This window comes from Sphingomonas sp. S-NIH.Pt3_0716 (genome assembly GCF_003950715.1).
In the GTDB taxonomy this organism is placed as follows: Bacteria; Pseudomonadota; Alphaproteobacteria; order Sphingomonadales; family Sphingomonadaceae; genus Sphingobium; species Sphingobium yanoikuyae_A.
Map to the genome: position 1 here is coordinate 160239 of NZ_QLJK01000004.1, position 25545 is coordinate 185783.

Consider the following 25545-nt stretch of genomic DNA (forward strand, 5'->3'; position numbering starts at 1 on the left):
TGGCTAGGTTTCATAGCGTCTATTGCGCGCCGTGCAAGGCGCGCGCGCGGTCGTTCGGCGTGAAAAACGGGCAGGGACGGGCGCGACGGAAGACTATTTTCGCGGATCGCCGCAACCTTGATCGAGTTTAGTGCGCCTTACCGAAATGCAGCCAAAAGGAGGTTGGGGCGTTCTGCCATCGTAACAACAATTTCAAGAAGAAGGTGTATTGGTGGCGACGAGCTGTTTCGCGGAAAGACTGGCCAAGACGGTTCCCCTGTCCGACGCAGAAAAAGCAGCATTGGCTCGGCTGGAAGAAAATCCCCGCAAGATCAAGCGCGGGGCCATGATCCAGCGCGTCAACGAGACGATCACTGAGTTGTTCGTGCTGCGCGAAGGTCGGGTCATGAGCTATGTCATTCTGCCCGATGGCAGCCGCCAGATATTGCGCGTCTACTTCCCCGGCGATTTCATCGGTTCGGCCAGCACCATCTACAGCAAGGCCCCGGAATCACTGGTCGCCCTGTCGGACGCGATCGTCTGCCCGTTCGACAAGCATGCGCTGCGCCGGCTGCTGGAGGAATATCCGCGCGTCGCCGCCCTGCTGTTCCTGCTGTCCAATGCGGAGCGGGTGGCGATGACCGACCGGCTTGCCTCGCTGGGCCGCACATCGGCCAGGGCGCGGGTCGCCTCCTTCCTGCTCGACATGTTCGATCGGCTGCGCGTGACCGACGACAGCATCACCGACAGTTTCGACCTGAAGCTGACGCAGGAGGAGATTGGCGACGCGATCGGCCTGACATCCGTCCATGTGAACCGGATGATCCGGCAGATGGAGCAGGAAAAGCTGATCAGCCGTGCCAATGGCCGGATCACGCTGGTCGACATGGCCCGGCTGGAAGAAATCGGCCATTATACCAACCGGCACAAGCATATGGACCTGGACTGGCTGCCCGCAATGAGCTGACGCGCCGCGCGTCAGGCCAGCAGTTCGACATCCCAATAGAGCCAGTCGTGCCAGCTTTCGTGGAGATAGCCGGGCGGGAAAGCGCGGCCATGTTCCTGCAGCTGCCAGCTGGTCGGCCGGATCGGCTGGACATGCAATTGCATGCCCGCTTCGCGCGGCGTGCGCCCGCCCTTCTTGAGATTGCAGGGCGAACAGGCGGTCGCGACATTTTCCCAGGTGGTGCGGCCACCCGCGCGGCGCGGCACGACATGGTCGAAGGTCAGATCGTGCGTCGTGCCGCAATATTGGCAGCTGAAACGATCGCGCAGGAACAGGTTGAACCGGGTGAAGGCCGGATGCTCCGAGGGCCGCACATATTGCTTGAGCGCGATGACCGAGGGAATGCGCATCTGCAGGCTGGGGCTGTGGACTTCCCGCTCATAGGAAGAGACGATGTCCACCCGCTCCAGAAAAATCGCCTTGATGGCGGTCTGCCAGGGCCACAGGCTCAGGGGATAATAGCTGAGCGGGGTATAGTCCGCATTCAAAACCAGCGCCGGGCAGTTTTCCGGATGCCGTATCAGGTCGGGATGGTACATAGTCGCCTCTACCCCCTTGCCGACGCCGCTGATCGACCAACAACGTGACAAGAGCATGACAGCATTAACGAATATCCGCCGTCAAGAGCCTGTATGACTCAATCCACCGCACCACAGCATCTTGTGAGTCGTTTCGCGCCAAGCCCCACCGGTCGATTGCATGTCGGCCATGGCTGGTCGGCGCTGATGGCGATGGACCTGGCACGGGCCGCGGGTGGCACCTTTCGCCTGCGGATCGAGGATATCGACGGCACCCGCAGCCGGCCCGAACATGTCGACGGGATTGTCGAGGATCTGCGCTGGCTGGGCGTGGCATGGGATGGGGAGATCATCTTCCAGTCGCAGCACCTGGCCGACTATGACGCAGCGCTCGACCAGTTGCGCGCGATGGACCTGCTCTATCCTTGCTTCTGCACGCGCGCCGATATCCAGGCGAGCCTGACCGCGCCGCATGGCCCGGAAGGCCCGGTCTATCCCGGCACCTGTCGCGCCCTGCCGATCGCCGTGCGCGCGGAGCGCATCGCGGCGGGCATGCCCCATGCCTGGCGGATCGACATGCAGGCGGCGGTCGCACGGACGGGGCCACTCCGCTGGACCGCCCTGCCCTATCCGCCCGATCCCAACGCGGCGCCATGCGAAATAGCAGCCGATCCGGCGGCGGCGGGCGATGTCGTGCTGGCGCGCAAGGATGCGCCGGCCAGCTATCATCTGTCCTGCACGCTGGACGATGCGGCGATGGGCGTCACCCATGTGCTGCGCGGCAATGACCTGCGCGCCGCGACCGACATCCATCGCCTGCTGCAGGCGCTGCTCGACCTGCCAAGCCCCGCCTATATCCACCACCCGCTGCTGCTGGGCGCCGATGGCAAGCGGCTGGCGAAGCGGGACGGCGCGATCGCGCTCGCCGAACTGCGCGGCGCCGGCATGGACCCGCAGCGCCTGGCCGATGATCTGCGCGCCGGGCGCTTTCCGGTTGGCATCACCGCCGGAGCGGCCTAGCATCCCCCCATGACTACCGTGCTCGTCATCGCCCTGATCCTTGCCATGGCCGCGACCCTGTTCGCGCTTGTCCGCGGCATCATCGCCTTCCTCCAGGCGACGAAGGAGGAACTGAACCTGCCGGAGGGGGCGCCGCGCCCGTCCAGCCTGAAGCAGAACCGGATGATGATGAACCGCATCCTGTTCCAGGCCGGCGCCGTCATCATCATCGCCCTGTTGCTGATGATGAAGGGCAACGGCTGAGGGCTGATGGTCAAGCTCAACAAGATCTACACCCGCACCGGGGACGCGGGCACCACCGGCTTGGTCGATGGGTCGCGCCTGCCCAAACATGCGCCGCGCATGCAGGCGGTGGGCGACGTGGACGAGGCGAACAGCGCGATCGGCCTCGCCATCCTGGCGATCGGCGACAGGCCCGAAGCGGCCTGGCTGACCACCATCCAGAACGACCTGTTCGATCTGGGCGCGGACCTCGCCACCCCGATCCCGGACGGCGCGGACGAGCCCTGGGCGCTGCGCATCATTGCCAGCCAGGTCGCGCGACTGGAGCAGCAGATCGACGACATGAACGCCGATCTGGCTCCGCTCGACAGCTTCATCCTGCCGGGCGGCAGTCCGGCCGCCGCCGCGGTCCATCTCGCCCGTGCGATCACCCGCCGGGCCGAGCGCAGCGCGACGGCCGCCGCCATCGATGTCGCGCTCAATCCGCAGGCGCTGGCCTATCTCAACCGCCTGTCCGACCTGCTGTTCGTGCTTGCCCGCCGGCTGAACGACAATGGTGCCCGCGACGTCAAATGGGTGCCGGGCGCGTCAAGACAGGTCTGATTTCAACGGCCTGACTACCATCGGCCACGCTTTGTCTTGCAGCGCAACATTAACCCTATTCATTCAGAGCGCGTTTAGCCAATTCTCCAAATTTGCGGGTTATTCGCAATTAGTGAGAGGGCCAAGATGCAATTCTATCTGGCAACATCCTTCATCTTTCCGCGCAGCCTGCGCCTGCGCCTGTTCGCACTCTGTTTCGTCGCGACCCATCTGCCGCTGATCGGCTATATCAGCTGGGGCATGGCCACCGGCCGGATCGCACTGGCCGAGTTCCTGCTGCTGCTTGGCGCCACGCTGGTCGGCACGATCATGGCACTGATGGGGATCGGCGCGCTGCTGAGCCCGATCCATGCGCTGGCCGATACGTTGCGCCCCGACAGTCCGGAAGCGCCGGTCCTGCCTGAAGTCGGCGACGTGATCCGCACCCTCTATGCCGGCGTCCACCGCGCCGCGACATCGACCCGCGCGCAGATGGACGAATTGCAGGTGGCGGCGCATGAAGATCCGCTGACCGGCATCGCCAACCGGCGCGGCCTGCTGGCGCAGATCGACGAGCTGCCGGTCGAAAAGCGCCAGGGCTGCATCGCGATCATCGACATCGATCATTTCAAGCAGGTCAATGACCGGCTGGGCCATGACGAGGGCGACCGGGTGCTGCGCGATTTCGCCACCCGCCTGTCGGCCCAGATCCGGCGCATCGACATGGTCGCGCGCTGGGGCGGCGAGGAATTCGCCGTCTTCTTCCAGCATTGCATCGAGGATGAAGCGAGCTGGTCGCTGGCTCGCCTGGCCGAACAGATTCGCGAGCATCCGCTGGGCGATGTCGATGGCCGACCGATCACCTTTTCCGCCGGCATCTGTCGCTGGAAGGGCGAGGAGATGGACGAGGTGCTGCGCCTTGCCGACCAGGCGCTGTACGAAGCCAAGGCCAATGGCCGCAACCAGCTGCGCCGTGCCCGGCCGGAGCGCACCGCCGCCTGATTCTGCGCCGCAGCGGGCCGGCAAGGAACCGACCTGCCCGGTCATGCGCTTACCCCTTGCGAGAGCGGTGCAACCGTATCGAAAGGGGCGTGCATGGCCAAAATCTGGATCCAGCCCGGACAGGACGCGCTGGCGGAACGCTATCGCGCCGTCCGCGCCCTGACGCAGGCGCTGGCAGCGCCCCTGTCCGACGCGGATGCCACGGTGCAGTCGATGCCCGACGCATCGCCCGCCAAATGGCATCTGGCCCATGTCAGCTGGTTCTTCGAAACCTTCGTCCTGCGCGATCATGTCGAGGGCTATCGCCCCTTCGACGACCGCTTCGCCTATCTGTTCAACAGCTATTATGAGGCGGAAGGCCCCCGCCATGCCCGGCCGATGCGGGGCATGCTGACCCGGCCGAGCCTGAACGAGGTGCGCGCCTATCGCGCCCATGTCGATGCAGCGCTGCTGGCCGCCATGCCACATCTGCCGGAGGCCGCCTGCACGCTGGTGACGCTGGGGCTGCAGCATGAGCAGCAGCATCAGGAATTGCTGCTGACGGACCTGCAGCATCTTTTTTCGCTCAATCCCATCGCGCCCGCCCTGTTCGATGCACCCAGGGCGATGCCCGCGCCGGTGCCCGGACCGCTGCACTGGATCGAGGGGCGCGAGGGGCTGGTCGAGATCGGCGACGACGGCAAGGCCGGTTTCGCCTTCGATTGCGAGGGGCCGCGCCACAAGGTCTTCCTGCGCCCCCATGCCCTGGCCCACCGGCCGATCACCAATGGCGAATGGATCAGCTTCATCGAGGATGGCGGCTATCGTGATCCGGCGCTGTGGCTGTCGGATGGCTGGGCCTGGGTCCAGGCGGAAGGGATAGAGGCGCCGCTCTACTGGCAGCGCAGCGAGAAGGGCTGGACCCGTTTCGGCCTGGACGGACGCCAGCCGGTCAATCCCGCCGCCCCGGCCTGCCATATCAGCCTGTATGAGGCAGATGCCTATGCCAGTTGGGCGGGCGCGCGCCTGCCGACCGAGGCGGAATGGGAAAGCGCGGCGCTCAACATCGCGCCGACCAGTGGCGAGCAACTGGACGGCGCCGCCTGCCCCCGCCCCCGCGCCGCCGAAGACGGCACCAGCCTGACCCAGATGTTCGGCGATGTGTGGGAATGGACCGGCAGCGCCTATCGCCCCTATCCCGGCTTTCGCACCGCCCCCGGTGCGGTCGGCGAATATAATGGCAAGTTCATGTCCGGACAGTTCGTGCTGAAGGGCGGCAGCTGCGCCACCCCGCGCGGCCATGTCCGCGCCAGTTACCGCAATTTCTTCCACCCCCATCAACGCTGGCAGTTCACGGGACTGCGGCTGGCCAAGGATCTGTAAGCCCCATGCTGCTGACACATGACATGCCCGCCGCCCGCACCATCGACCCGGCATTCCGCCGCGACATATTGGCCGGCCTTGCCCGATCCCCCAAGGCGACCCCGCCCATCTGGTTCTATGATCGGCGCGGATCGGAATTGTTCGAGGATATTACCGACCTGCCCGAATATTATCCGACCCGCACCGAAACCGCGCTGCTGGCCGGCCATGGCGATGATTTCGCCGCCGCGATCGGCCCCGGTCGGGCGGTTATGGAATTCGGCGCGGGCAGCGCGCGCAAGACGCCGCATCTGCTGCGCGCGATCAATCCCGCCGCCTATGTGCCGATCGACATCAGCGGCGATTTCCTGCGCGCCAGCAGCGCCGAACTGGCGAGCGCCTTTCCCGGCCTGCCGGTGCTGCCGCTGGTCGGCGACTTCACCGGCGCTTTGGCCCTGCCCGATGCGATCGACGGACTGCCGCGGCTCGGCTTCTTCCCCGGCTCGACGATCGGCAACAGCGAACCCGACACCGCCGTCGACCTGCTGCGCGCGATGCGCAGGTTGTTGGGTGACGAGGCAATGCTGCTGATCGGCATGGACCGGATCAAGGATCGCGACCGACTGATCGCCGCCTATGACGATGAAGCCGGTGTCACCGCCGCCTTCAACCGCAATCTGCTGGTGCGGATCAACCGCGAACTGGAGGGCGACCTGCCGGTCGAGGCCTTTGCCCATCGCGCCATCTGGAATGACGAGAAGGCGCGGATCGAGATGCATCTGGAAGCGACCGAACCGCTGCATTTCCATGTCGCGGGCCAATGTTTCCACATGAAGGCCGGCGAGACGATTCACACCGAGAGCAGCCATAAATATGGTGCGCGCGACGAACGGCTGCTGCTGCGCGCGGGCGGGTGGGAACCCACGGCCGAATGGATGGACCCGGACGGCCTGTTCGCGCTGGTGCTGGCGAAGGCGGGATAGAATCTGCCGGGGAATTTCACGCGACAGTCGAAGTTCACAGTGTCGTAGGGCTGATTTCGGCCAAATGCCCCGGCTATGCGCCTGCAACGCGCCGGTGAAGCGACAGGGACGCGACAATCGGGTCAGGGCGACGCGCCTTCGACGCGACACGGACGCGACAGCGAAGCGACACCGGGCGGCTGAAGCGCCATGGTGCGGGGTGGGAATGGAGCGCGGCTTCCATTGCCGATGATAAATCAGAGAAAGGCTGAGTAGGAAAGCGAGGGCGAAACTCTTGCTGCGGCCCGGCAACTGGCATCGGAGCCGAAGATGCGATATGATAAAATCATATCGGAATGGAGGCAGGCATGGCCGCGAAAGCAATCACCGTGACGCTGGGCGAAATGACATCCCATGCCGAGCGCCATCTGGCATCCGGCCGCTATGCATCCATGAGTGAAGTCATGCGCGCCGGTCTGCGCGCGCTGGATCGGGAAGAGGCTGTGCTGGACGAACTGGTGCGCGTCCGCGTGGCAGAAGCGCTGGCCGACCCTCGCCCCCCGATGCCGCTCGACAAGGCATTTGCGCAGGTCAGGGCCGCGATCGACGAGGCATGAGCCATCATGTCCAATTGTCGGCATTGGCGATCGAGGATCTGATTGCGATCCACCATTGGGTGCGTGCGGAAGCCGACCTGGCCACGGCCGACCGCTATCTGGCCCGGATCGAGGAGCGCGTTGCCGCACTGTCCGACTTCCCCGATCGCGGATCTCCGCGCGATGATCTGATCACGGGCCTGAGGACGTTGACCTTCGAGCGCCGGCTATTGATCGCCTATCATGTGGACGGAGAGATGGTCACCGTCCAGCGCGTCATCCATGCGGTGCGCGATCTGGGACCGATGCTTCAGACACCCTGAAGCCGCCCCCAGCCTATTCCGTCGCGAGCAGCAGGTCGCGCAGGTCGTGCAGGCTGGGCAGGACCGCGCTGGCCGCCAGGACCAGTTCCTCGGTCGGCGGCAGGAGGTCGGGGACCATCACCGTCGCCATGCCCGCCGCCACGCCGGCGCGGACGCCGGCATGGCTGTCCTCCACCGCGACGCAATCGGCCGGATCGACGCCCAGCCGCTCAGCCGCCAGCAGATAGGGCTGCGGGTCGGGCTTGGGGCGGTCGACGTCATTGCGGGTGACGACGGTCTGGAAATAAGGAAGCAGCCCGGCCTTCTCCAGCCGCTGCTGGGCATAGGGAGCCATGGTCGAAGTCGCGATCGCCATCGGAATGCCGGCGCTGGCCAGATGATCCAATATGACCTCCGCGCCCGGCCGCAGCGGAATGCCGGCCTCCAGCGCGGCGACGAACAGCGCGTCGCTGTCGGCATAGAATTGATCGACCGGAAAGTCCGGCCCCATGCGGTCGGCCAGCATCCGCAGATTCTCGTCGCGATGGATACCGACCATCGACAGCAGCATCTCGTCCGACATCGGCCAGCCCATCGCCGCGCCGGTGCGGGCGAAGGCGTCGCGATGCGCGGCCTCCGTATCCAGCAGCGTGCCGTCCATGTCGAAGATGACGGCGCGGATCGGGTTGGGCAGCGCAGCGGCGGCTTGCGGCGGCGCGTCGGAAAGGGATGCGGTGCTTGCCATGCCCTTCATATGGTGTGTGCGCTGCAATATTTCCATTGCAAAGCGCGCCATCGGGGCTGCAATTTTCCTATTGCAGCCGCGTGCTATTCGACGACCTGCGCGGTCCAGACGGGGATCCAGCGCCAGGCGCCACGGCATTCGCCCATGCTGGTCGCTTCGGTCAGGCGAAAGCGGCTGCCATCCCAGACATAGGTCTGGCTGGTGCCACAATCGCCGATGCCGCGCCCCTTGGCGAAGCTCTGCAGCAGCGACTTTTCAGGCGCCCAGCCGGCATTGACCAGGGTGGGATGGCCGATCTCCTCCGTGCCCCAGCCGGGCGCATAGTCGAACGGCGCGAAGCGGAAGCTGCGGCGACCCGGAATGCCGCTGGCGATCACAGGCACGGTGGTGAAATTATAGGCGCCAGCGCCGCAGGGAACCAGGATCAGCGTGTCATTCTTCGACAGGCGATGCAGTTCGGACTGGCCGTTCGCCATCTCGTCGGTGCAGCCGGTGAACTTGCCGAGCGCGGTCCGCTCCTCGCGCCACAATGCGGACGGGGCATCGCCCGTCGCGATGATCGCGCGATGGATCGCCGGCGTCGGCGGCGCGACCCGCACCGCCAGCGGACCGAGCGGCCCGGTCGCGACCAGCGCGGTGGTGGTGCCGGCCCGGCCCTGGCGCGCATCCATGTAGCGGATTGCCGCGCCCGCGCCCGCAAGCGAGGGACGACCGAGCGACCGGTTGCCGGTGCGCACTTCCATCGTGCTGCCGCGCGCCATCGCGATCGCCAGCGCCGACGCCTGCGGCCCGCGCAGGGTGGCATCGCCATCGCGCGCGGTCACCGTCGCGACCTTGCGGCCGTCGACCAGGAAGCTGACGTCGGAAGAACCCTTGGCATCGCGGCTGACCCAGACTTCGGCCGCGGCATCGGGACCAGCCGAACGGGCGACGCCGACCATCACCGGATTGTCGGGCCAGTCGCTACCGGGCAGCAGCGACACCGCCTCGCACCGGTTGCGATTGTCGCAACCGATGGTCCAGTCCTTGTAGGTTTCAAGCGTGCCCGGCTTGGGCGCGGGCGCGTTGGTCTGCGCCGTTGCCATGCCAATGGTGCCGATGGCCGTTAAGACGGCCGCGAAAAATCTGAATTCCCCCATAGCGTTAACCATAACCGATTTGTTAAGCCGGGGGTAGGGCCTCTGTTAAGTAATCGAAATGATTTGGTTAAAGGCTTAACATCAACCCGGCCAGCGCGGCGCTCATCAGATTGGCCAGGCTGCCGGCGACCAGCGCCTTCAGCCCCAGCTTGGCGATCATCGGCCGCTGATTGGGGGCAAGGTTGCCGGTCACCGCCATCTGGATCGCGATCGAGCTGAAATTGGCGAAACCACATAGGGCAAAGGTGATGATGGCGATGGTCGAGGGCGAGAGGCCGTCCTGCACCTGGCCAAGGTTGATATAGGCAACGAATTCGTTGAGCACGACCTTGGTGCCGAACAGGCCGCCAGCCACCTGCGCCTCGTTCCAGGGGATGTTGAGCAGATACATGACCGGCGAGAAGACATAGCCGAGCAGCTGCTGGAAGCTGAGTTCGGGATAGCCGAAGATGCCGCCGATGCCGCCCAGGATGCCGTTGGCGAGCGCCACCAGCGCGACGAAGGCCAGCACCATGGCGCCGACGGCGACGGCCAGCTTGACGCCGGTCTGGGCGCCCTGCGCCGCAGCCATGATGATGTTGGCGGGCTTTTCCTCGTCATGGGTGGCGACGGGCATGGGTTCGCCCGGCGTGGTTTCCGCATTCAGCACCGCCGCGACCGCAGCCGCACGGCGCGTTTCGGGCAGGTGGATATCATCCTCCAGCGGCAATTCCGGTTCGCATTCCGGTTCGTCGGGCATCATGATCTTGGCCATCAGCAGGCCGCCGGGCGCCGCCATGAAGCTGGCCGCGAGCAGATAGTCGATCTTGATCCCCATCGAGGCATAAGCAGCGAGGATCGTGCCGGCGACGCCCGCCATGCCGCTGGTCATCACCGCGAACAGCTGCGGCCCGTTGAGGCCGGCGAGATAGGGACGGATCACCAGCGGGCTTTCGCTCTGGCCGACGAAGATGTTGGCCGCGGCGCACAGGCTTTCCACCTTCGACACGCCCGTCACCTTCTCGATCGCGCCGCCGACCCAGCGGACGATGAACTGCATGATGCCCAGATAATAGAGGATCGACACCAGGCTGGCGAAGAAGATGATCACCGGCAGCGCGGCGATGGCGAAGCTGGCGCCGCCGATTTCGGGCTTCGCCAGCGGGCCGAAGATGAAATTGGTCCCCGCCTGCGCATAGCCCAGCAGATTGGCGACGCCATGCGACATGCCCGCGATGATGGCGCGTCCGGCCGGCACATAGAGCACCAGCAGCGCGATCCCCGCCTGCAGCAGGAAGGCCGCGCCGACCACGCGCAGCCGGATCGCGCGGCGGTTGGAAGAGAGGGCAAAGGCAATGGCAAGAATCAGCAATATGCCGGCGAGGCCGATAAGAAGATGCATGAAGCGCTTTCGCGGGAATGGGCAAACCGCGCGACTATACAGGGCCAGCGCGCGGAAACCAGCAGGGAATCCCGCCCCGCGATATAAATGAGATAGCCTCGCTTTTTATCGGCAAATCGATCAGAACCATGACGACACAGAAGATGCGATGGGGAGAGGCGATGCTGATGGAAACCGACAAGCCCGGTGCCGCTACGGAATGGCGGCGTCATTATACGCTGCCGATCGCGGCCGCGCTCGGCTATGCCACCAGCGTCATCCATATCTATGGGCTTGGCCCCTATATCCAGCCGATCAGCGACCAGTTCGGCTGGACGCGGACGCAGGTGACGGTGGGCCTGACCCTGTCCACCCTGGTCCAGGCCGTCTTTTCCGTGCCGATCGGCCTGATGGTCGACCGGCTGGGGCCACGCATCTTCGGGCTAGTCGGCGTGCTGCTGACCTGTGGCGCCTTTGCCCTGCTGGGCACGGCGACCGGCAGCCCCGGCCAATGGTATCTGCTCTGGGCGCTGCTGGCGCTCGCCACCCTGCCGGTGCAGGCGACGATCTGGACCAGCGCCGTCGCCACCCGGTTCGAGGCGTCACGCGGCCTGGCCTTTGCCATCACCCTGTGCGGCGCATCGATCGCGGTCGCCATCTTTCCGCTAATGGGCAGCTGGCTGATCGGCCAATATGGCTGGCAACGCGCCGCGCCGATCCAGGCGGCGATCTGGGCGGCGTGCAGCTTTCCGCTGATCTTCCTCTTCTTTCGTGGCGCGCGAGATCGGCGGCGCGGCGAGGCCGAGACGGCCAATGCCGCAGTGCCCGCGATCGGTGCCACGCTGGCGGAGGGGGTGCGCTCCTCCATCTATCATCGCCTGCTGCTCGCCAGCCTGCTCTTCACCTTCACCATCATCGCGCTGGTCGTGCATTTCGTGCCGATCCTGACCGATCGCGGCGCGGACCCGATGCGGGCGGCCGGCATAGCCTCGGTCGTGGGCCTCTGTTCGATCATCGGCCGGCTGGCGACCGGGCTGCTGCTCGACCGGTTCCGCGGATCGCTGGTCGGTGCCGGCGTCTTCCTGCTGCCGGCGGCTGCCAGCCTGCTATTGCTGGGCGCCGGAAACAATGTCGCACTGCTGATCGCAGCGGCCGCACTGATCGGCCTGACATTGGGCGCGGAGGTCGATGTGATCGTCTATCTCACCACCCAGCATTTCGGGCTCAAGACCTTTGGCGGCCTTTATGGCGGGCTGCTGATGGCGCTGTCGGTCGGCACCGCCACCGGGCCATTGGGCGCGTCGGCGATTTTCGACCGCTTCGGCAATTACGCGCCCTTCCTGTGGATAACGCTTGTCCTGATGGTCGGCAGCAGCCTGGCGCTTGCCAGCCTGCCACGCCCGGCCTTTGCCCGGCCGCGCGGCCATTGAAGGGACCATTGACATAAAGCGCTACAAAGCCGCCACGTCGAGACATCGCGGGGATATATGGCGCGCCTAGTCCTGTCCTTCTGACAGTCCATAGACGACAGAAGGGTAGAGCGAGATGATGCAGGATGGCGCGCACGACGACCATGGCCATGGCCTGGCCGATGACCTGGCGCAGATGCGCAAGCTGGCCGGCGAGGCGATGGGCCGGCGCCGCACGCTGCGCCTGCTCTTTTCGGCCGGCAGCGCCGCGCTGATCACCGCCTGCGGTGGCGGCGGCAGTGACAGCGACACTGACACATCGACCGCCACGCCGACGCCCACCCCTACCCCGACGCCAACACCCACGCCGACCCCGACGTCGAGCAGCTGCATCGCCGATCCGGAGGAAACCAACGGCCCCTATCCGGCCGACGGGTCCAACAGCAGCAATGGCAGCGTCGTCAATGTGCTGGACGATACCGGCATCGTGCGCACCGACATCCGGTCGAGCTTCGGATCGTCGAGCGGCACGGCCGAGGGCATCTATATGCAGCTCACCATCACGGTGGTGAACGTCAATGGCAGCTGCGCGCCGCTGGAGGGCTATGCCGTCTATATCTGGCATTGCACCCGCGACGGCCTCTATTCGCTCTATACCGTGCCGGGCGAAAATTACCTGCGCGGCGTGGGCGTGACCGATGCCAATGGCCAGGTGACCTTCACCAGCATCTTCCCCGGCTGCTATGACGGGCGCTTCCCGCATATCCATTTCGAGGTCTATCCCAGCCTCGCCAAGGCGACCAGCTATGCCAATCGCGTGCTGACGTCGCAGTTCGCGATGCCGACGGAGGCCTGCAACACGGTCTATGCGACCAGCGGCTATTCCAGCAGCAAGACCAACTTCGCCAAGATCACCACCAGCAGCGACAATGTGTTCGGCGACAACACGTCGGCCCAGGTCGCGGCGATGACGCCCACCATGACCGGCGATACGACCAATGGCTTCACCGGCACGGTGACGGTCGGCATCGCTATCTGACAGGAATTATGCGGATGACTTTGCAGGGATCGCCTTCAATCGATATGCTGACCGCCAATATGGACGGATCGCGCATATTGGTGGTCGACGATGATGCGGACATCCGCATCCTGTTGTCGGATTTTCTGGAGCAGCATGGCTTTGCCGTGACCGCGGTCGCGGACGGTGTGGCGATGGATCAGGCGCTGGCGGCGCAGACTTTCGACATCGCGGTGCTGGACGTGATGATGCCCGGCGAGGACGGGCTGTCGATCCTGCGCCGACTGGCCGCGAGCGGCGACCTGCCGATCATCATGCTGTCGGCGATCGGCGGCGATATCGACCGGATCGTCGGGCTGGAAATGGGGGCGGAGGATTATCTGCCCAAGCCGTGCAATCCGCGCGAACTGCTCGCCCGCGTCCGCACCGTGCTGCGCCGCAATCGCCGCCAGACATCGGAACCGCAGGTGCCCGCCGGGCAGCGGCTGCGCTTTGCCGGCTGGCAGGTCGACATGGGCGTGCGCCTGCTGACCGACCCTGACAATGTCGTCGTCACCTTGACCGATGGCGAGTTCCGCCTGCTGCGCGCCTTCATCGAGCATCCGCGCCGGGTGCTGAGCCGCGACCAGTTGCTCGACTATTCGGCCGGCAGCGACGCGGAAAGCTATGACCGGGCGATCGATGTCCAGGTCAGCCGTCTGCGCCGCAAGCTGGAACGTGGTGAGATGGGCGACGAACTGGTCCGCACGATCCGCAACGAAGGCTATATGTTCACCGCCGAGGTCCGCCCGGCGTGAGCCCGGCGATGCTGCCGGGCGCCGGCGAGCGGGGGCGCTACAACCCCTCGATCCTGACGCGGATCGTCTTTCTGGTCGCCGCCACCCTGTTGCTGGCGCTGGGCGCGATGATGCTGGTCGCCTTTCGCGGCCCGCCGCCCCATGCCCGGCCGATGATGCTGGTGGAGGCGACCGGCCTGCTGCGCGGCGGCACCCAGCCACCCGGAAGCTGGCAGATCAGCCGCTATCAATCCGATCGCGCGCCTACGGCCGACGCGGGGCAGGAAAGCAACCATGCGGGGGCCGAGCGCATTGCCGGCCTGCTGGGCGTGCCGGCCAATGCGGTGGCGCTGATCCAGGAACGACCGCCGATCGGCATGCCGCGTCCCGGACCGGAAGGCGAGCCCCGGCCCGACATGGGGATGGAATTCGACCCCGGCCGGATGATGCTGCGCGGCAGCTTTGCCCTGGCCGTGCGCGAGGATGGCAAGAACTGGTCGGTGCTGCTGGGGCGGCAGGGGCCGAACTGGCGCTGGTATGCGATCACCCTGTCGCTGATGGCGGGCATCTTCATCCTGCTGCTGCTGCCGGCCTATTGGGTGGCGCGGCGCATCACCCAGCCGATCCGCCTGCTGGCCGAAGGGGCCGCGCGCGAGCGCCCCGAACGCGCAGAGCCGCTGCCGATCGGTGGCCCGCCCGAGGTGCGCGCCATGGGCATCGCCTATAATCACATGCGTGCGCGGATCGCCGATTATGTGTCGGAACGCACCGCCATGCTGGTGGCGATCGCCCATGACCTGCGCACGCCGATGACGCGCCTGTCCTTCCGCCTGGAACAATTGCCCGATGGCCCGCGCGCCAAGGCGCAGGCGGATGTGCAGGAAATGCGGGCGATGGTCACCGACCTGCTCGACTTCATGCGCGAAGGGACCGAAGGGCGCCGGCGCGCGCGCATCGACCTGTCGGCGATTGTCGAGACGCTGGCCGACGACCTGGCCGACATGGGCCATGATGTCGTCGTCACCGCCAGCCAGCGCGCAGTGATAGAGGGCGACGCGCTCGCGCTGCGCCGCTGCATCGGCAACATGGTCGAGAATGCGGTGCGCTATGGCGGATCGGCACGGGTCAGCCTGCGCGTCGAGGGCCACCGGGCGATCGTCGATGTGGTCGATTCCGGCCCCGGTGTTCCGTCCGAGATTCTCGACCGGCTGTGCGAACCTTTCTATCGCGGCGAAGCCTCGCGCAATCGCGAGACCGGTGGCGTGGGCCTGGGCCTGTCGATCGCCCGCACCATTGCCGAGGGACATGAGGGCAGCATCGGCTTTGCCAACCGAGCCGAGGGCGGATTGCGCGCCACGGTGATCCTGCCGCTCGACCGCTAAAGCATCATCCCCTTCAGTTCCTGCAGCACCATCGCAGTCGGCATCGACAGGAACATCGCCACCAGAAAAGGTGCCAGCGTCGACGCGATCAGGATCAGCAGGCTGCGCAGGTCGACCGGCAGGAAACGCATGGCATAGACGTTGGAGACCACGCCATAGAGGTCGGCCGCCGCCGAAAAATCCGGCGCGGAGAGAAGATCGGGCTGTTCCTTCGCGCTGCCATCGAACCAGCGATCCTCGAACGACCGACCCAGCGCCACCGCCAGCGCGCCATAATGCATCGCGTTGCGCCGCCAGGCCCGTGCCATGACCGGGCGGAACACGCCCAGCGGCGCAACGCACAGCAGCAGCACCAGCGCCACCGTGCCACCGATCAGGAAGCCGCCGGTCATCGGCGTCGCAGCGCCCTGGAGATGGACGTTGGCGAAGCGGCCCGCGGTGATGCAGCCGATCCCCAGCGCAAAGGTGCCGAAGGCCCGGACCGACTGGGCCAGAAAGCCCAGACCGCCGGCATTGTCGGGATGGGCGACGACCAGCCGCAGGTCCATGGCCGCGACCTTGTGCAGCAGCCGCGTCCACACGAGGATGCGCCAGAGCCAGCCCATGAGCAGCGTCAGCAACAGCGGCAGGCTGACCAGCATATGCCACCAGCCGGCCGCCGATAGCCGCCCCGGCCCGGCGATGGTCCAGGCCGGCAGGCCATGGTTCGAAATGCCGGTCGCGAACAGCCACAGGATGATCGCATAGGCGGCGAGCAGCACCAGCAGTTCGGCGACCGGCGCACGCACCGCCGCGCGCGCCCTGGCCAGTTCAGCCTTCAATCCGTCCCCGGCATCAGGCGGGATCAGCCCGGAAATGGCGAAATGGCGCACCACCGCGCCCAGCCGCCGCGCGGTTTCGACATGGGCGACCAGCAGGAGCGGCACGGCAAAGGCGAAGCGGGCATGTGCCCCGATGTCGCGCAGGAAATGGCGCAGGTCGCCGGCCCGGTCATGGCCCGGCAGGACGAGGATGAGCAGCAGGAGCGGCAACCAGCCGACCGCCAGCGCAAGCAGGGCGCGGGCGCGGACCGTGGGCAGGGCCGGCACCGACAGGCGGACAAGGCCAGGCAGCCCGCGTGGCGGCCCCCATTCGAACAGGTCGTGCCCCTCCGCGTCCGCTTCGTTGGTCACTTGCACGCCTTTCCGCTTCGCCTCGGCTCATCCGAACCGCGACGATAGGAAGCATGCCCTTCCCGCCTATCGGGATTTATGCTGAGCCGACCGGAAAATGGCGGCCGTCACGGGTTGGCGGACTTGCCGTCCTTCTTGGCCTTGTGCGCCTTGAGCAGGGCGTCGATCTCGACGATCCGCTCGCGTTCCGGCGTGCCCTTGGGCAGGCCCTTGAGGCGGCATTCGGCCCATAATTTGCGCCGCTCGGATTCCAGCGCCTTGAGATAGAGATCGGCCATTGCAGCCTCCTGGATAAAGGAAAAGGGCCGGCGCCTCGCGACACCGGCCCTTTCATATCTTGTCTAGCCGAAAATCAGGCGGCCTTCATATGGGCCACCCTGATAAATCAGGCGGCCTTCGAACGGCTCATGCGCTTGCGCTCGTTCGGATCGAGGTAGCGCTTGCGCAGACGGATGGTCTTGGGCGTGACTTCGACCATTTCATCATCGTCGATGTAAGCGATCGCCTGTTCCAGCGTCATCTTCTTCGGCGGGGTCAGGCGGACGGCGTCGTCCTTGCCGCTGGCGCGGAAGTTGGTCAGCGCCTTCGACTTCATCGGGTTGACTTCGAGGTCTTCCGGCTTGGCGTTTTCGCCGATGATCATGCCCTCATAGAGGGCTTCACCCACGCCGACGAACAGGATGCCGCGATCTTCCAGCGGACCCAGCGCATAGGCATTGGCTTCGCCGGCGCCGTTCGAGATGAGGACGCCATTCTTGCGGCCTTCGATCTTGCCCTTGTGGGGGCCGTACTTCTCGAACAGGCGGTTCATGATGCCGGTGCCGCGCGTGTCGGACAGGAATTCGCCATGATAGCCGATCAGGCCGCGCGAAGGCGCCGAGAAGGTGATGCGGGTCTTGCCACCGCCCGAGGGACGCATGTCGGTCATCTCGGCCTTGCGGATGTTCATCTTGTCGACGACCGTGCCGGAGAATTCATCGTCCACGTCGATGACGACGGTTTCGTAAGGCTCGGTCTTGCCGCCATTTTCGTCTTCGCCGAACAGCACGCGCGGACGCGAAATGCCCAGTTCAAAGCCTTCGCGGCGCATGGTTTCGATGAGAACGCCCAGCTGAAGCTCGCCACGGCCGGCGACTTCGAAGCTGTCCTTGTCGTCCGATTCCGTCACCTTGATGGCGACGTTGGATTCGGCTTCGCGGGCCAGACGATCGCGGATCATGCGGCTCGTCACCTTGCTGCCTTCACGGCCGGCCATCGGCGAGTCGTTCACGGCAAAGCGCATCGACAGGGTCGGCGGATCGATCGGCTGCGCCTTGATCGGGGTGCTGACCTGCGGGTCGGAAATGGTGTTGGCCACGGTCGCGACGGTCAGGCCGGCGAGCGAGATGATGTCGCCTGCCTTGGCTTCCTCGACCGGCACGCGGTCCAGGCCCTGGAACGACATGATCTTCGACGCACGGCCGGTTTCGATCACATTGCCTTCAGCGTCGAGCGCGTGGATCGGCTGGTTGACCTTGACCGTGCCCGACTGGACGCGGCCGGTCAGGATACGACCCAGGAAGTTGTCGCGGTCGAGCAGCGTCACGAGGAAGCTGAACGGCGCGTCCTGGTCCAGCGACGGCGGCGGGACATGGTCGACGATCTTCTGGAACAGCGGTTCCAGCGTGCCTTCACGGCGCTGCGAATCCTCGCTGGCATAGCCGTTGCGGCCCGAGGCGTAGAGGACGGGGAAGTCGAGCTGTTCGTCGGTGGCGTCGAGCGTCACGAACAGGTCGAACACTTCGTCCAGCACTTCCTGGATGCGCTCGTCGGGACGGTCGACCTTGTTGACGACGACGATGGGCTTCAGACCCAGGGCCAGAGCCTTGCCGGTCACGAACTTGGTCTGCGGCATCGCGCCTTCCGACGAGTCGACCAGCAGGATCACGCCGTCGACCATCGAGAGGATGCGCTCCACTTCGCCGCCGAAGTCAGCGTGGCCGGGCGTATCGACGATGTTGATGCGGGTGCCGTTCCATTCGACCGAGGTGGGCTTCGCCAGAATGGTGATGCCGCGTTCCTTTTCCAGGTCGTTCGAGTCCATGGCGCGCTCTTCGACGCGCTGGTTGTCGCGGAAGGTGCCGGACTGGCGGAAAAGCTGGTCGACGAGCGTGGTCTTGCCATGGTCGACGTGCGCGATGATCGCGATATTACGCAGGGACATGTCTTGCCTTTGGGATATGGGGCTCCCCTGGCCGACACAAGGCCGCGCAGAGGCTTCGGGCGCGCCCCTACAGGAAATGACGCGATGCGGCAAGGGCAGCGGAAGGATCGGCCGGCGCGCAGATGAATATCCTGTCATGTTATGATGTTTCCCTTGCCCCGCTGTGGCAGCCCCCTATGACACCGCGTCAGGTTCGCACCCTGAAAAGAAAAGGACATCCCATGCGGCTGACCGCCACCCTTGGCTTTGCTTCCCTCCTCGCCCTTTCCCTGTCCCACCCTGCCTTCGCCCAGAAGGATGGCGCGCCCGACGCCGCCAAGCAGCATGCCGAACAGACGGCGGACGAGATCGCCAAGAACTGGGCCAGCGCCCCGGTCGAGGAAGTGACCAAGACCAGCAAGGGCACGGCGAGCGTCGACGGCAAGTCGATCGCCTACACCGCGACCGCCGGCACGCTGACCATCCGCGACGCCCAGGGCAAGCCGACCGCCAGCGTCTTCTACACCGCCTATACCGCGCCCGGTAAGCATCGGCCGCTGACCTTCTTCTACAATGGCGGTCCCGGTTCGGCCTCGCTGTGGCTGCGCATGGGCAGCTTTGCGCCCGATCATGTCCGCACCGGCAATCCCGAAGCGGTCGCGCCCGCGCCCTTCGATGTCGGTCCCAATCCCGACAGCCTGATCGGCAGCACCGACATGGTGTTCCTGGACGCGGTGGGATCGGGCTATTCGCGGCCGCTGGGCGATGCCAAGGGCGCCGACTTCTATGGCGTCGACCAGGATGTCGATGCCTTTGCCAAGGCGATCCTGCGCTACACCACCAAATATGGCCGCTGGGGCGACCCCAAGTATATTTTCGGCGAAAGCTATGGCACCACCCGCTCGGGGGCGCTCGCCTATCAGCTGGAAGATCGCGGCATGGCGCTGAACGGCGTCATCCTGCTGTCGTCGATCATGAACTATGGTATCCGCCAGTCGGGTTTCGACACCATCCATATAGGCTATCTGCCCAGCTATGCGGCGACCGCCTGGTATCATAACCGGGTACCCGGCGGCCGCCCGGCCAGCCTGGAAGCCTTTGTCGAGGAGGCGCGCCAGTTCGCCAACGGCCCCTATGCCGCCGCGCTGCTGAAGGGGCAGGACATCAGCGCCCAGGAAGAGGACACCGTCGCCCAGCAGATGAGCCGCTTCACCGGCCTGTCGGTCGATTATTTGAAGCGCGCCAATCTGCGCGTCAGCCTCAGCCGCTTCCGCAAGGAATTGCTGCGTGACGGGCGCGAAACGCTGGGTCGGTTCGACAGCCGCTACAAGGGGATCGACGAGGATGCGGCGGGCGAGGATCCCGAATATGATCCGTCGGATACCGCGATCAGCGGCCTCTATGTCGGCAGCTTCCTGGATCAGCTGACCAACAAGCTGGGCTATCAGACCGACCTCAGCTATCGGCTGAGCGCGCGGGAAGGCGGCGCCTTCAACTGGGACTGGAGCCATGAGCCGCCGTCGGGTCGCAAGCAGAATGTCGCCGACGTCACCGCCGACCTCAGCACCGCGATGCGCATCAACCCGCATCTGCGCGTGCTGTCCTTGAACGGCTATTATGACATGGCGACGCCCTTCTTCTCGACCGAGCGCGACCTCAAGCACATGATGCTGGAGCCGGCGCTGCGGCCGAACCTGCAGTTCAAATATTATCCGGCGGGCCACATGGTCTATCTGAACCCGGAAGCGCTGCACCAGATGCGGCTCGACATGGAGCGCTACTACGCCGAGGGCGCGCGCTGACCTGATTTCCCGTCGTCATTCCCGCGGAAGCGGGAACCCATCTCCTGACTTGGCGCATAGTTGCATCGTCGGGAGATGGATCCCCGCTTCCGCGGGGATGACGGCGAGGGTCAATAGCGCAGCTTCGGATACCAGTCGGCCGGCCGCCCCTGCGGCGTGAGGTCGAGGATCGACCAGAGCGCAGCGATGTCGGGCGCGTCGCGGGGATCCTGGCCGGGATCGGCCATTTCGCGCCCCATCTCGCTCATCCAGAAGAGCCGCACCTGATCGCCGTCGCGGCGATAAACGATCAGCGCAGGATATTCGCCGTCCGGCTGGAGCAGGTCGAGATCGCGCGCATAATCGTCGCCGATCGTCTGGATGAAGTCGGTGTTGCGCCAGCCCCGCTCCTGCGCGAAGGCGAATTGCCGTTCGACCGGGCTGCGGCTCAATATCTTGTAGGCGACGCGCTGCTTGATGTCGGCGGCATTGCCATCGACCGCGCCGATCCAGTTGGTACACATCGGGCAGGGCCGCTCGCGTTCGGGCCCATACATCCAATAGTAACTGACCAGCACATCCTTGTCGCCGAACAGGTCGAGCAGGCCGACCTCGAAGCCCTGCTCGTCCTTGAAGCGATAATCCTTTTCGATCAGCGGGCCGGGCGGCAGTGCCTGGCGCTGGGCGGTCAGGCGCGTCATGTGGCGGCGAAAGTCGATTTCCGCCGCCAGCAGATCCTGCCGCGCCTTCGCATAGTCCGCGCTTTCGCCGGGGAATGCCGGCTGGCGATGCGCCGCCATATCGGCGGCCGGTGTCAGTTGTTGGTCCATGGCCTCTCTCCTCCCGCGCCGAACGCGGCGCGGGAGGAGAAGGTTCAATGGTCGCTGGCAGCGAAGGCACCGATGCCGGTTTCCGCCCGCACCCGCTGGGCCGGATAGCCGGCCTTGTCCACCGCCGCGCGGGGCGATCGGTCGAGCCGGGAGATCAGCCAGATGGCGATGAAGCCGGCCGGGACCGAGAAGATCGCCGCCGAGCTATAGGGGAAAGGTGCCGGGCCGAGGCCGAAGGTGGTGGTCCACACCGCCGGCGACAGGAGCGTCAGGACGAAGGCCGTCAGCAGTCCGATCGTGCCGCCCCAGGCCGCGCCACGGGTGGTGCAGCCGCTCCACAGCAGCGACAGGATCAGCACCGGGAAATTGCCCGATGCCGCCAGCGCGAAGGCGAGGCTGACCATGAAGGCGACATTCTGCTTCTCGAACAGCAGCCCCAGCAGCACCGCCAGCGCGCCCAGCGCCAGGGTGGTGATCCGCGAGACGCGCAGTTCGTCGGCCGAATTGGCCCGTCCCTGTTTCAGCACCGTGGCATAGAGGTCATGGCTGACCGCCGAGGCGGCCGACAAGGTGAGCCCCGCCACCACCGCCAGGATCGTCGCGAAGGCAACCGCCGAGATGAAGCCGAGGAACGCATTGCCGCCGACCGCATGGGCGAGATGGATCGCCGCCATATTGCCGCCGCCGCGCAGCGTGCCGTCGGTCATTTTGTAGCCGGCGTCGGTGCCGACCAGGATGATCGCGCCGAAGCCGATGATGAAGGTGAGGATATAGAAATAGCCGATCCAGCCCGTCGCCCACAACACCGACTTGCGCGCTTCCTTGGCGTCCGGGACGGTGAAGAAGCGCATCAAGATATGCGGCAGGCCGGCCGTGCCGAGCATCAGCGCGAGGCCGAAGGATATGGCCGAGACCGGATCCTTGATGAAGCCGCCCGGCGCCATGATCGCCCGGCCCTTTGCCGCGGCTTCGGCCGGCGACGCGCCAGCCGCCTGCGCTGCTGCGCTTTTCACCTCGACTGCGCGGGCGAACAGTGCTTCGAGCGAGAAGCCGAACTGGGCCAGCACCATGAGCGCCATGAAGCTGGCGCCGCCCAGCAGCAGCACCGCCTTGATGATCTGGACCCAGGTGGTCGCGCGCATGCCGCCGAACAGCACATAGAGCATCATCAGCGCGCCGACGATCACCACCGCCACCGCATAGGGCAGGCCGAACAGCAATTTGATGAGCTGCCCCGCGCCCACCATCTGGGCGATCAGGTAGAAGCTGACCACCAGCAGGGTGGAGATGGCCGCGAAGCTGCGCACCGGCGGCTGGGCGAACCGGTAGGAAGCGACATCGGCAAAGGTGAAGCGACCAAGGTTGCGCAGCCGCTCCGCCATCAGGAACAGCAGGATCGGCCAGCCGACGAGGAAGCCGGTGGAATAGATGAGGCCGTCATAGCCGTCGGTGAAGATCTGCGCCGATATGCCGAGGAAGGAGGCGGCGGACATATAATCGCCCGCCATGGCGAGGCCGTTCTGGAAACCGCTGATACCGCCTCCGGCGGTGTAGAAGTCCGATGCGGTGCGGGTGCGCGCGGCCGCCGCCTTGGTTATCCACAGGGTCAGGCCGACAAAGGCGACGAACATCGCGATCGCCACCCAGTTGATCGGCTGACGCTGCGCCTCCCCCTCCAACGCGGCGGCGAAGGCGGGAGTGGGCACCAGGGCAAGAACGGGGGCGAGCGCGCCGACAAGCCGCGCCCTCATGCGCCATGATCCTTGAGGATCGCGGCCATCTGCGCGTCATGATGGCGGTTGGCATAAGCGACATAGAGGCCGGTCAGCGCGATCGCGAGCAGGATGAGGCCAAGGCCGATCGGGATGCCGATCGAGGTGACGCCATCGCCGATCGGCATGCCCAGCAGCGCCTTGTCGAAGGCGATCAGCGCCAGATAGCCGACAAAGGCGGCGAAGATGATCGCCGACAGCCACCAGCCCAGCCGCGCCCGCCGCGCCACCAACTCGCCATAACGGGGATCGGCCGCCACCGCCGCGATCATCGCGGCCTGTGGATCGGCCGGGGCATGCCCTTCCTGCTGCGTCATTCACTCTCCTCTGGTCTTTGCGCCATGCTAACCAGACGTCCCCCGATTGCAATGGCATGGCCCGAGCGCCTATATCTGCACGGAGAGAGACTTGCGGCCTTACTGTTTTATGCACATATGACAGTCAGGCCGATCTGGCCCCTGGGAGATGACATGGCTTCGACCGCGCCGACCGCGACCGCTGATACGCTGAACCTCACGCCGCCCGATCCGGTGCCGGTGGTCGCGCCCGAAAAGGCGGCGGGGCTGGTGCCGATCGACGACGACAAGCGATCCAAGCTGGACGAGAAGGTCGATGCCTTCATCGACGATCTGGTGGCGCAGGACGCCAATTCGCCCGCCTTTGGCCAGCGCGTCGACCAGCTGACCAATATGGGCCGCAAGGAAATCGCCGAGGCCGCCGGGCACAGCAACCGCTTCCTTGATCGGCCGGTGCGCGCGATGGACAGCGACAACAAGGTCGGCGCAGACCTCGCTGAACTGCGCCGCACGGTCGAGGATCTGGACCCCGGCAAGCGCGGCAGCCTGACCGCGCCCAAGAAGCTGTTCGGCATCATCCCGTTCGGCAACAAGATGCGCGACTATTTCGACAGCTACAAGTCGAGCCAGACGCATATCAATTCGATCCTGGGCAGCCTTGCCAGCGGCAAGGACGTGCTGATCAAGGACAATGCCGCGATCGACGTGGAACGCCAGAATATGTGGCAGACCATGGGCAAGCTGGAGCAGATGATCCACATCAGCAAGACCATGGACGCGCGCCTTGAAGCCAAGGCGCTGGAGCTGGATTCGACCGATCCGACCAAGGCCAAGGCGATCCGCGAGAGCGCGCTCTTCTACATTCGCCAGCGCACCCAGGATCTGCTGACCCAGATGGCGGTCACGGTGCAGGGCTATCTGGCGCTGGACCTGGTGAAGAAGAATAATGTCGAGCTGGTGAAGGGCGTGGACCGCGCCAGCACCACCACCGTCGCCGCGCTGCGCACCGCCGTGACCGTGGCGCAGGCGCTGGTCGGCCAGCGCCTGGTGCTGGAACAGATCACCGCGCTCAACACCACCACCGCCAATATCATCGATTCGACCGGCGAACTGCTCAAGAGCCAGACCGCACAGATTCATGAGCAGGCCGCCAGCAGCACCATCCCGATCGAGACGCTGCAGCGTGCCTTCCAGAATATCTACGACACGATGGACAATATCGACACGTTCAAGCTCAAGGCGCTGGAAAACATGAAGACGACGGTCACCGTGCTGTCGAACGAGGTGGAAAAGTCCAAGGGCTATATCGCCCGGTCCGAAGGCCAAGCCCAGGCCGCCAAGGAAGCGCGCGCGGAAAACCCGCTGCTGAGCGCGATCGAGGGATAAGGATGCGCCCCACCCTGCCCCTTTCCCCGGAGTTGATGGCATGAGCCGGTCCGACCGCGTGCTGGCCGATGCCGAGGCGGTGCTGCGCCGCCATAGCGAACGCGGCAAGAGCCTGACCAGCCGCGCGCGCGAACGGCGCAACGCGTCGATCATGCGGCGGCTGGGCCGGATCGCTGGCGCCGCCTTCGCGATCATCATCGCGGCCATGGTCGCGGGCTGGTTCATGCCGCTGGGCACCAGTGGCGTGATGATCGTGCTCGGCCTGCTGCTGGTCACCACGCTGTTCTTTGCGCTGCTGCCGGGTGAACGGGCGGTCAGTCCTGACAAGCTGGCGGACACGACGCTAACCGCCTTGCCGCTCAAAACCGAAATCTGGCTGGAGAATCAGCGCAAGGCGCTGCCCGCGCCGGCGGTCACCCTGGTCGACAGCATCGGCGTCAAGCTGGAGACGCTGGCGCCGCAGCTCGAACGGCTGGGCGAGCAGGATCCGGCCGCGCACGAGATTCGCAAGCTGCTGGCCGATCATCTGCCCGAACTGGTCACCGGCTATCAGTCGATCCCCGCGCCGCTGCGCCGCGAGGAACGTAATGGCCGCGTGCCCGAAAAGCAGCTGATCGAAGGGCTGTCGGTGATCGACGCCGAGATCGGGCGGATGAGCGAGCAGCTGGCGAGCGGCGATCTCGACAAGCTGGCGACCCAGAATCGTTTTCTGGAGCTGAAATATCAGGAGGCGAAGGAACTTGGCGCCTAGCGCCGTCTTCCTTCCT

26 protein-coding genes are annotated in these 25545 nt (G+C 65.6%); 16 read left to right on the forward strand and 10 right to left on the reverse strand.

The window, feature by feature from the left end; genetic code table 11:
- Window positions 1–208: 208 nt before the first annotated feature.
- On the forward strand, window positions 209–946 hold the full coding sequence (locus tag BRX37_RS04645; RefSeq protein ID WP_004210159.1) for a Crp/Fnr family transcriptional regulator: 738 nt from the start codon (window positions 209–211) through the stop codon (window positions 944–946).
- 11 nt (window positions 947–957) lie between these two features.
- Here BRX37_RS04645 and BRX37_RS04650 read toward each other — a convergent pair whose 3' ends face one another.
- The gene (locus BRX37_RS04650; protein WP_037506283.1) at window positions 958–1524 is read right to left on the reverse strand and encodes an HNH endonuclease; all 567 of its coding nucleotides are present in this window, start codon (window positions 1522–1524) and stop codon (window positions 958–960) included.
- 93 nt (window positions 1525–1617) lie between these two features.
- On the opposite strand from BRX37_RS04650, the gene gluQRS reads away from it, so the two are divergent.
- From gluQRS to BRX37_RS04690, 8 genes are all read left to right on the forward strand, one after another.
- A complete protein-coding gene (gene gluQRS / locus BRX37_RS04655; protein ID WP_164522408.1) occupies window positions 1618–2523 on the forward strand; it encodes a tRNA glutamyl-Q(34) synthetase GluQRS in 906 nt (301 codons plus the stop codon).
- Window positions 2524–2532: 9 nt separating this feature from the next.
- Complete coding sequence (locus BRX37_RS04660; RefSeq protein WP_004210155.1) at window positions 2533–2766, forward strand: twin transmembrane helix small protein; 234 nt, start codon at window positions 2533–2535, stop codon at window positions 2764–2766.
- 6 nt (window positions 2767–2772) lie between these two features.
- On the forward strand, window positions 2773–3348 hold the full coding sequence (locus tag BRX37_RS04665; protein ID WP_125985708.1) for a cob(I)yrinic acid a,c-diamide adenosyltransferase: 576 nt from the start codon (window positions 2773–2775) through the stop codon (window positions 3346–3348).
- A gap of 126 nt (window positions 3349–3474) precedes the next feature.
- On the forward strand, window positions 3475–4329 hold the full coding sequence (locus tag BRX37_RS04670; protein ID WP_004210153.1) for a GGDEF domain-containing protein: 855 nt from the start codon (window positions 3475–3477) through the stop codon (window positions 4327–4329).
- A gap of 93 nt (window positions 4330–4422) precedes the next feature.
- On the forward strand, window positions 4423–5691 hold the full coding sequence (gene egtB, locus BRX37_RS04675; RefSeq protein WP_125985709.1) for an ergothioneine biosynthesis protein EgtB: 1269 nt from the start codon (window positions 4423–4425) through the stop codon (window positions 5689–5691).
- A 5-nt stretch (window positions 5692–5696) separates the two neighbouring features.
- Window positions 5697–6653, forward strand: coding sequence for an L-histidine N(alpha)-methyltransferase (gene egtD, locus BRX37_RS04680; RefSeq protein WP_125985710.1), 957 nt, complete (start codon window positions 5697–5699; stop codon window positions 6651–6653).
- Window positions 6654–7000: 347 nt separating this feature from the next.
- The gene (locus BRX37_RS04685; protein WP_235654653.1) at window positions 7001–7249 is read left to right on the forward strand and encodes a ribbon-helix-helix domain-containing protein; all 249 of its coding nucleotides are present in this window, start codon (window positions 7001–7003) and stop codon (window positions 7247–7249) included.
- Window positions 7246–7551 (forward strand): type II toxin-antitoxin system RelE/ParE family toxin, encoded by a 306-nt coding sequence (locus BRX37_RS04690; protein WP_125985711.1) that lies wholly within the window; start codon window positions 7246–7248, stop codon window positions 7549–7551. Before BRX37_RS04685 ends, BRX37_RS04690 begins: the two co-directional genes overlap by 4 nt.
- 13 nt (window positions 7552–7564) lie before the next feature.
- On the opposite strand, the gene BRX37_RS04695 is transcribed toward BRX37_RS04690, so the two are convergent.
- The 3 genes from BRX37_RS04695 to BRX37_RS04705 all read right to left on the reverse strand — a co-directional run bounded on the left by BRX37_RS04695 (window position 7565) and on the right by BRX37_RS04705 (window position 10795).
- Window positions 7565–8275 (reverse strand): HAD family hydrolase, encoded by a 711-nt coding sequence (locus tag BRX37_RS04695; protein ID WP_164522409.1) that lies wholly within the window; start codon window positions 8273–8275, stop codon window positions 7565–7567.
- 83 nt (window positions 8276–8358) lie between these two features.
- Complete coding sequence (locus tag BRX37_RS04700; protein WP_125985713.1) at window positions 8359–9414, reverse strand: DUF1176 domain-containing protein; 1056 nt, start codon at window positions 9412–9414, stop codon at window positions 8359–8361.
- Window positions 9415–9481: 67 nt separating this feature from the next.
- Window positions 9482–10795 carry a NupC/NupG family nucleoside CNT transporter gene (locus BRX37_RS04705; RefSeq protein ID WP_004210148.1) on the reverse strand — a complete coding sequence of 438 codons (1314 nt, stop codon included), beginning with the start codon at window positions 10793–10795 and terminating at the stop codon, window positions 9482–9484.
- Between the two features lie 128 nt (window positions 10796–10923).
- On the opposite strand from BRX37_RS04705, the gene BRX37_RS04710 reads away from it, so the two are divergent.
- The 4 genes from BRX37_RS04710 (at window position 10924) to BRX37_RS04725 (ending at window position 15359) form a co-directional block, all read left to right on the forward strand.
- Window positions 10924–12204 (forward strand): MFS transporter, encoded by a 1281-nt coding sequence (locus tag BRX37_RS04710; RefSeq protein WP_318276605.1) that lies wholly within the window; start codon window positions 10924–10926, stop codon window positions 12202–12204.
- A 115-nt stretch (window positions 12205–12319) separates the two neighbouring features.
- The gene (locus BRX37_RS04715) at window positions 12320–13222 is read left to right on the forward strand and encodes a dioxygenase family protein (protein ID WP_125985714.1); all 903 of its coding nucleotides are present in this window, start codon (window positions 12320–12322) and stop codon (window positions 13220–13222) included.
- Between the two features lie 14 nt (window positions 13223–13236).
- The gene (locus BRX37_RS04720) at window positions 13237–13998 is read left to right on the forward strand and encodes a response regulator (RefSeq protein ID WP_004210145.1); all 762 of its coding nucleotides are present in this window, start codon (window positions 13237–13239) and stop codon (window positions 13996–13998) included.
- The gene (locus BRX37_RS04725) at window positions 13995–15359 is read left to right on the forward strand and encodes an ATP-binding protein (protein ID WP_318276606.1); all 1365 of its coding nucleotides are present in this window, start codon (window positions 13995–13997) and stop codon (window positions 15357–15359) included. Before BRX37_RS04720 ends, BRX37_RS04725 begins: the two co-directional genes overlap by 4 nt.
- On the opposite strand, the gene BRX37_RS04730 is transcribed toward BRX37_RS04725, so the two are convergent.
- From BRX37_RS04730 to typA, 3 genes are all read right to left on the reverse strand, one after another.
- Window positions 15356–16531 carry a hypothetical protein gene (locus tag BRX37_RS04730; RefSeq protein WP_318276607.1) on the reverse strand — a complete coding sequence of 392 codons (1176 nt, stop codon included), beginning with the start codon at window positions 16529–16531 and terminating at the stop codon, window positions 15356–15358. The two genes, BRX37_RS04725 and BRX37_RS04730, sit on opposite strands and share 4 nt — an antisense overlap.
- A gap of 107 nt (window positions 16532–16638) precedes the next feature.
- Window positions 16639–16809: a hypothetical protein gene (locus BRX37_RS26615; protein ID WP_004210141.1), complete on the reverse strand. Its 171-nt coding sequence runs from the start codon at window positions 16807–16809 to the stop codon at window positions 16639–16641.
- Between the two features lie 107 nt (window positions 16810–16916).
- Entirely contained in the window at window positions 16917–18734 is a 1818-nt protein-coding gene (typA, locus tag BRX37_RS04735; protein WP_004210140.1) for a translational GTPase TypA, read from the reverse strand.
- 221 nt (window positions 18735–18955) lie between these two features.
- Between typA and BRX37_RS04740 the strand changes: the two genes are divergently transcribed.
- Window positions 18956–20515 (forward strand): S10 family peptidase, encoded by a 1560-nt coding sequence (locus tag BRX37_RS04740; protein ID WP_125985717.1) that lies wholly within the window; start codon window positions 18956–18958, stop codon window positions 20513–20515.
- A gap of 110 nt (window positions 20516–20625) precedes the next feature.
- Here BRX37_RS04740 and BRX37_RS04745 read toward each other — a convergent pair whose 3' ends face one another.
- Genes BRX37_RS04745 through BRX37_RS04755 form a run of 3 tightly spaced genes read right to left on the reverse strand, consistent with a single transcriptional unit; the run spans window position 20626 to window position 23413 of the window.
- Window positions 20626–21324: a DUF899 family protein gene (locus BRX37_RS04745; RefSeq protein ID WP_125985718.1), complete on the reverse strand. Its 699-nt coding sequence runs from the start codon at window positions 21322–21324 to the stop codon at window positions 20626–20628.
- A gap of 44 nt (window positions 21325–21368) precedes the next feature.
- Complete coding sequence (locus BRX37_RS04750) at window positions 21369–23075, reverse strand: cation acetate symporter (protein ID WP_125985719.1); 1707 nt, start codon at window positions 23073–23075, stop codon at window positions 21369–21371.
- The gene (locus tag BRX37_RS04755; protein WP_125985720.1) at window positions 23072–23413 is read right to left on the reverse strand and encodes a DUF485 domain-containing protein; all 342 of its coding nucleotides are present in this window, start codon (window positions 23411–23413) and stop codon (window positions 23072–23074) included. The genes BRX37_RS04750 and BRX37_RS04755 overlap by 4 nt, the downstream gene beginning before the upstream one ends.
- Window positions 23414–23566: 153 nt before the next feature.
- Between BRX37_RS04755 and BRX37_RS04760 the strand changes: the two genes are divergently transcribed.
- Together BRX37_RS04760 and BRX37_RS04765 are read left to right on the forward strand one after the other, a co-directional pair.
- The gene (locus BRX37_RS04760) at window positions 23567–24778 is read left to right on the forward strand and encodes a toxic anion resistance protein (RefSeq protein WP_125985721.1); all 1212 of its coding nucleotides are present in this window, start codon (window positions 23567–23569) and stop codon (window positions 24776–24778) included.
- A 40-nt stretch (window positions 24779–24818) separates the two neighbouring features.
- Window positions 24819–25529 (forward strand): hypothetical protein, encoded by a 711-nt coding sequence (locus BRX37_RS04765; protein WP_125985722.1) that lies wholly within the window; start codon window positions 24819–24821, stop codon window positions 25527–25529.
- Window positions 25530–25545 lie beyond the last annotated feature (16 nt).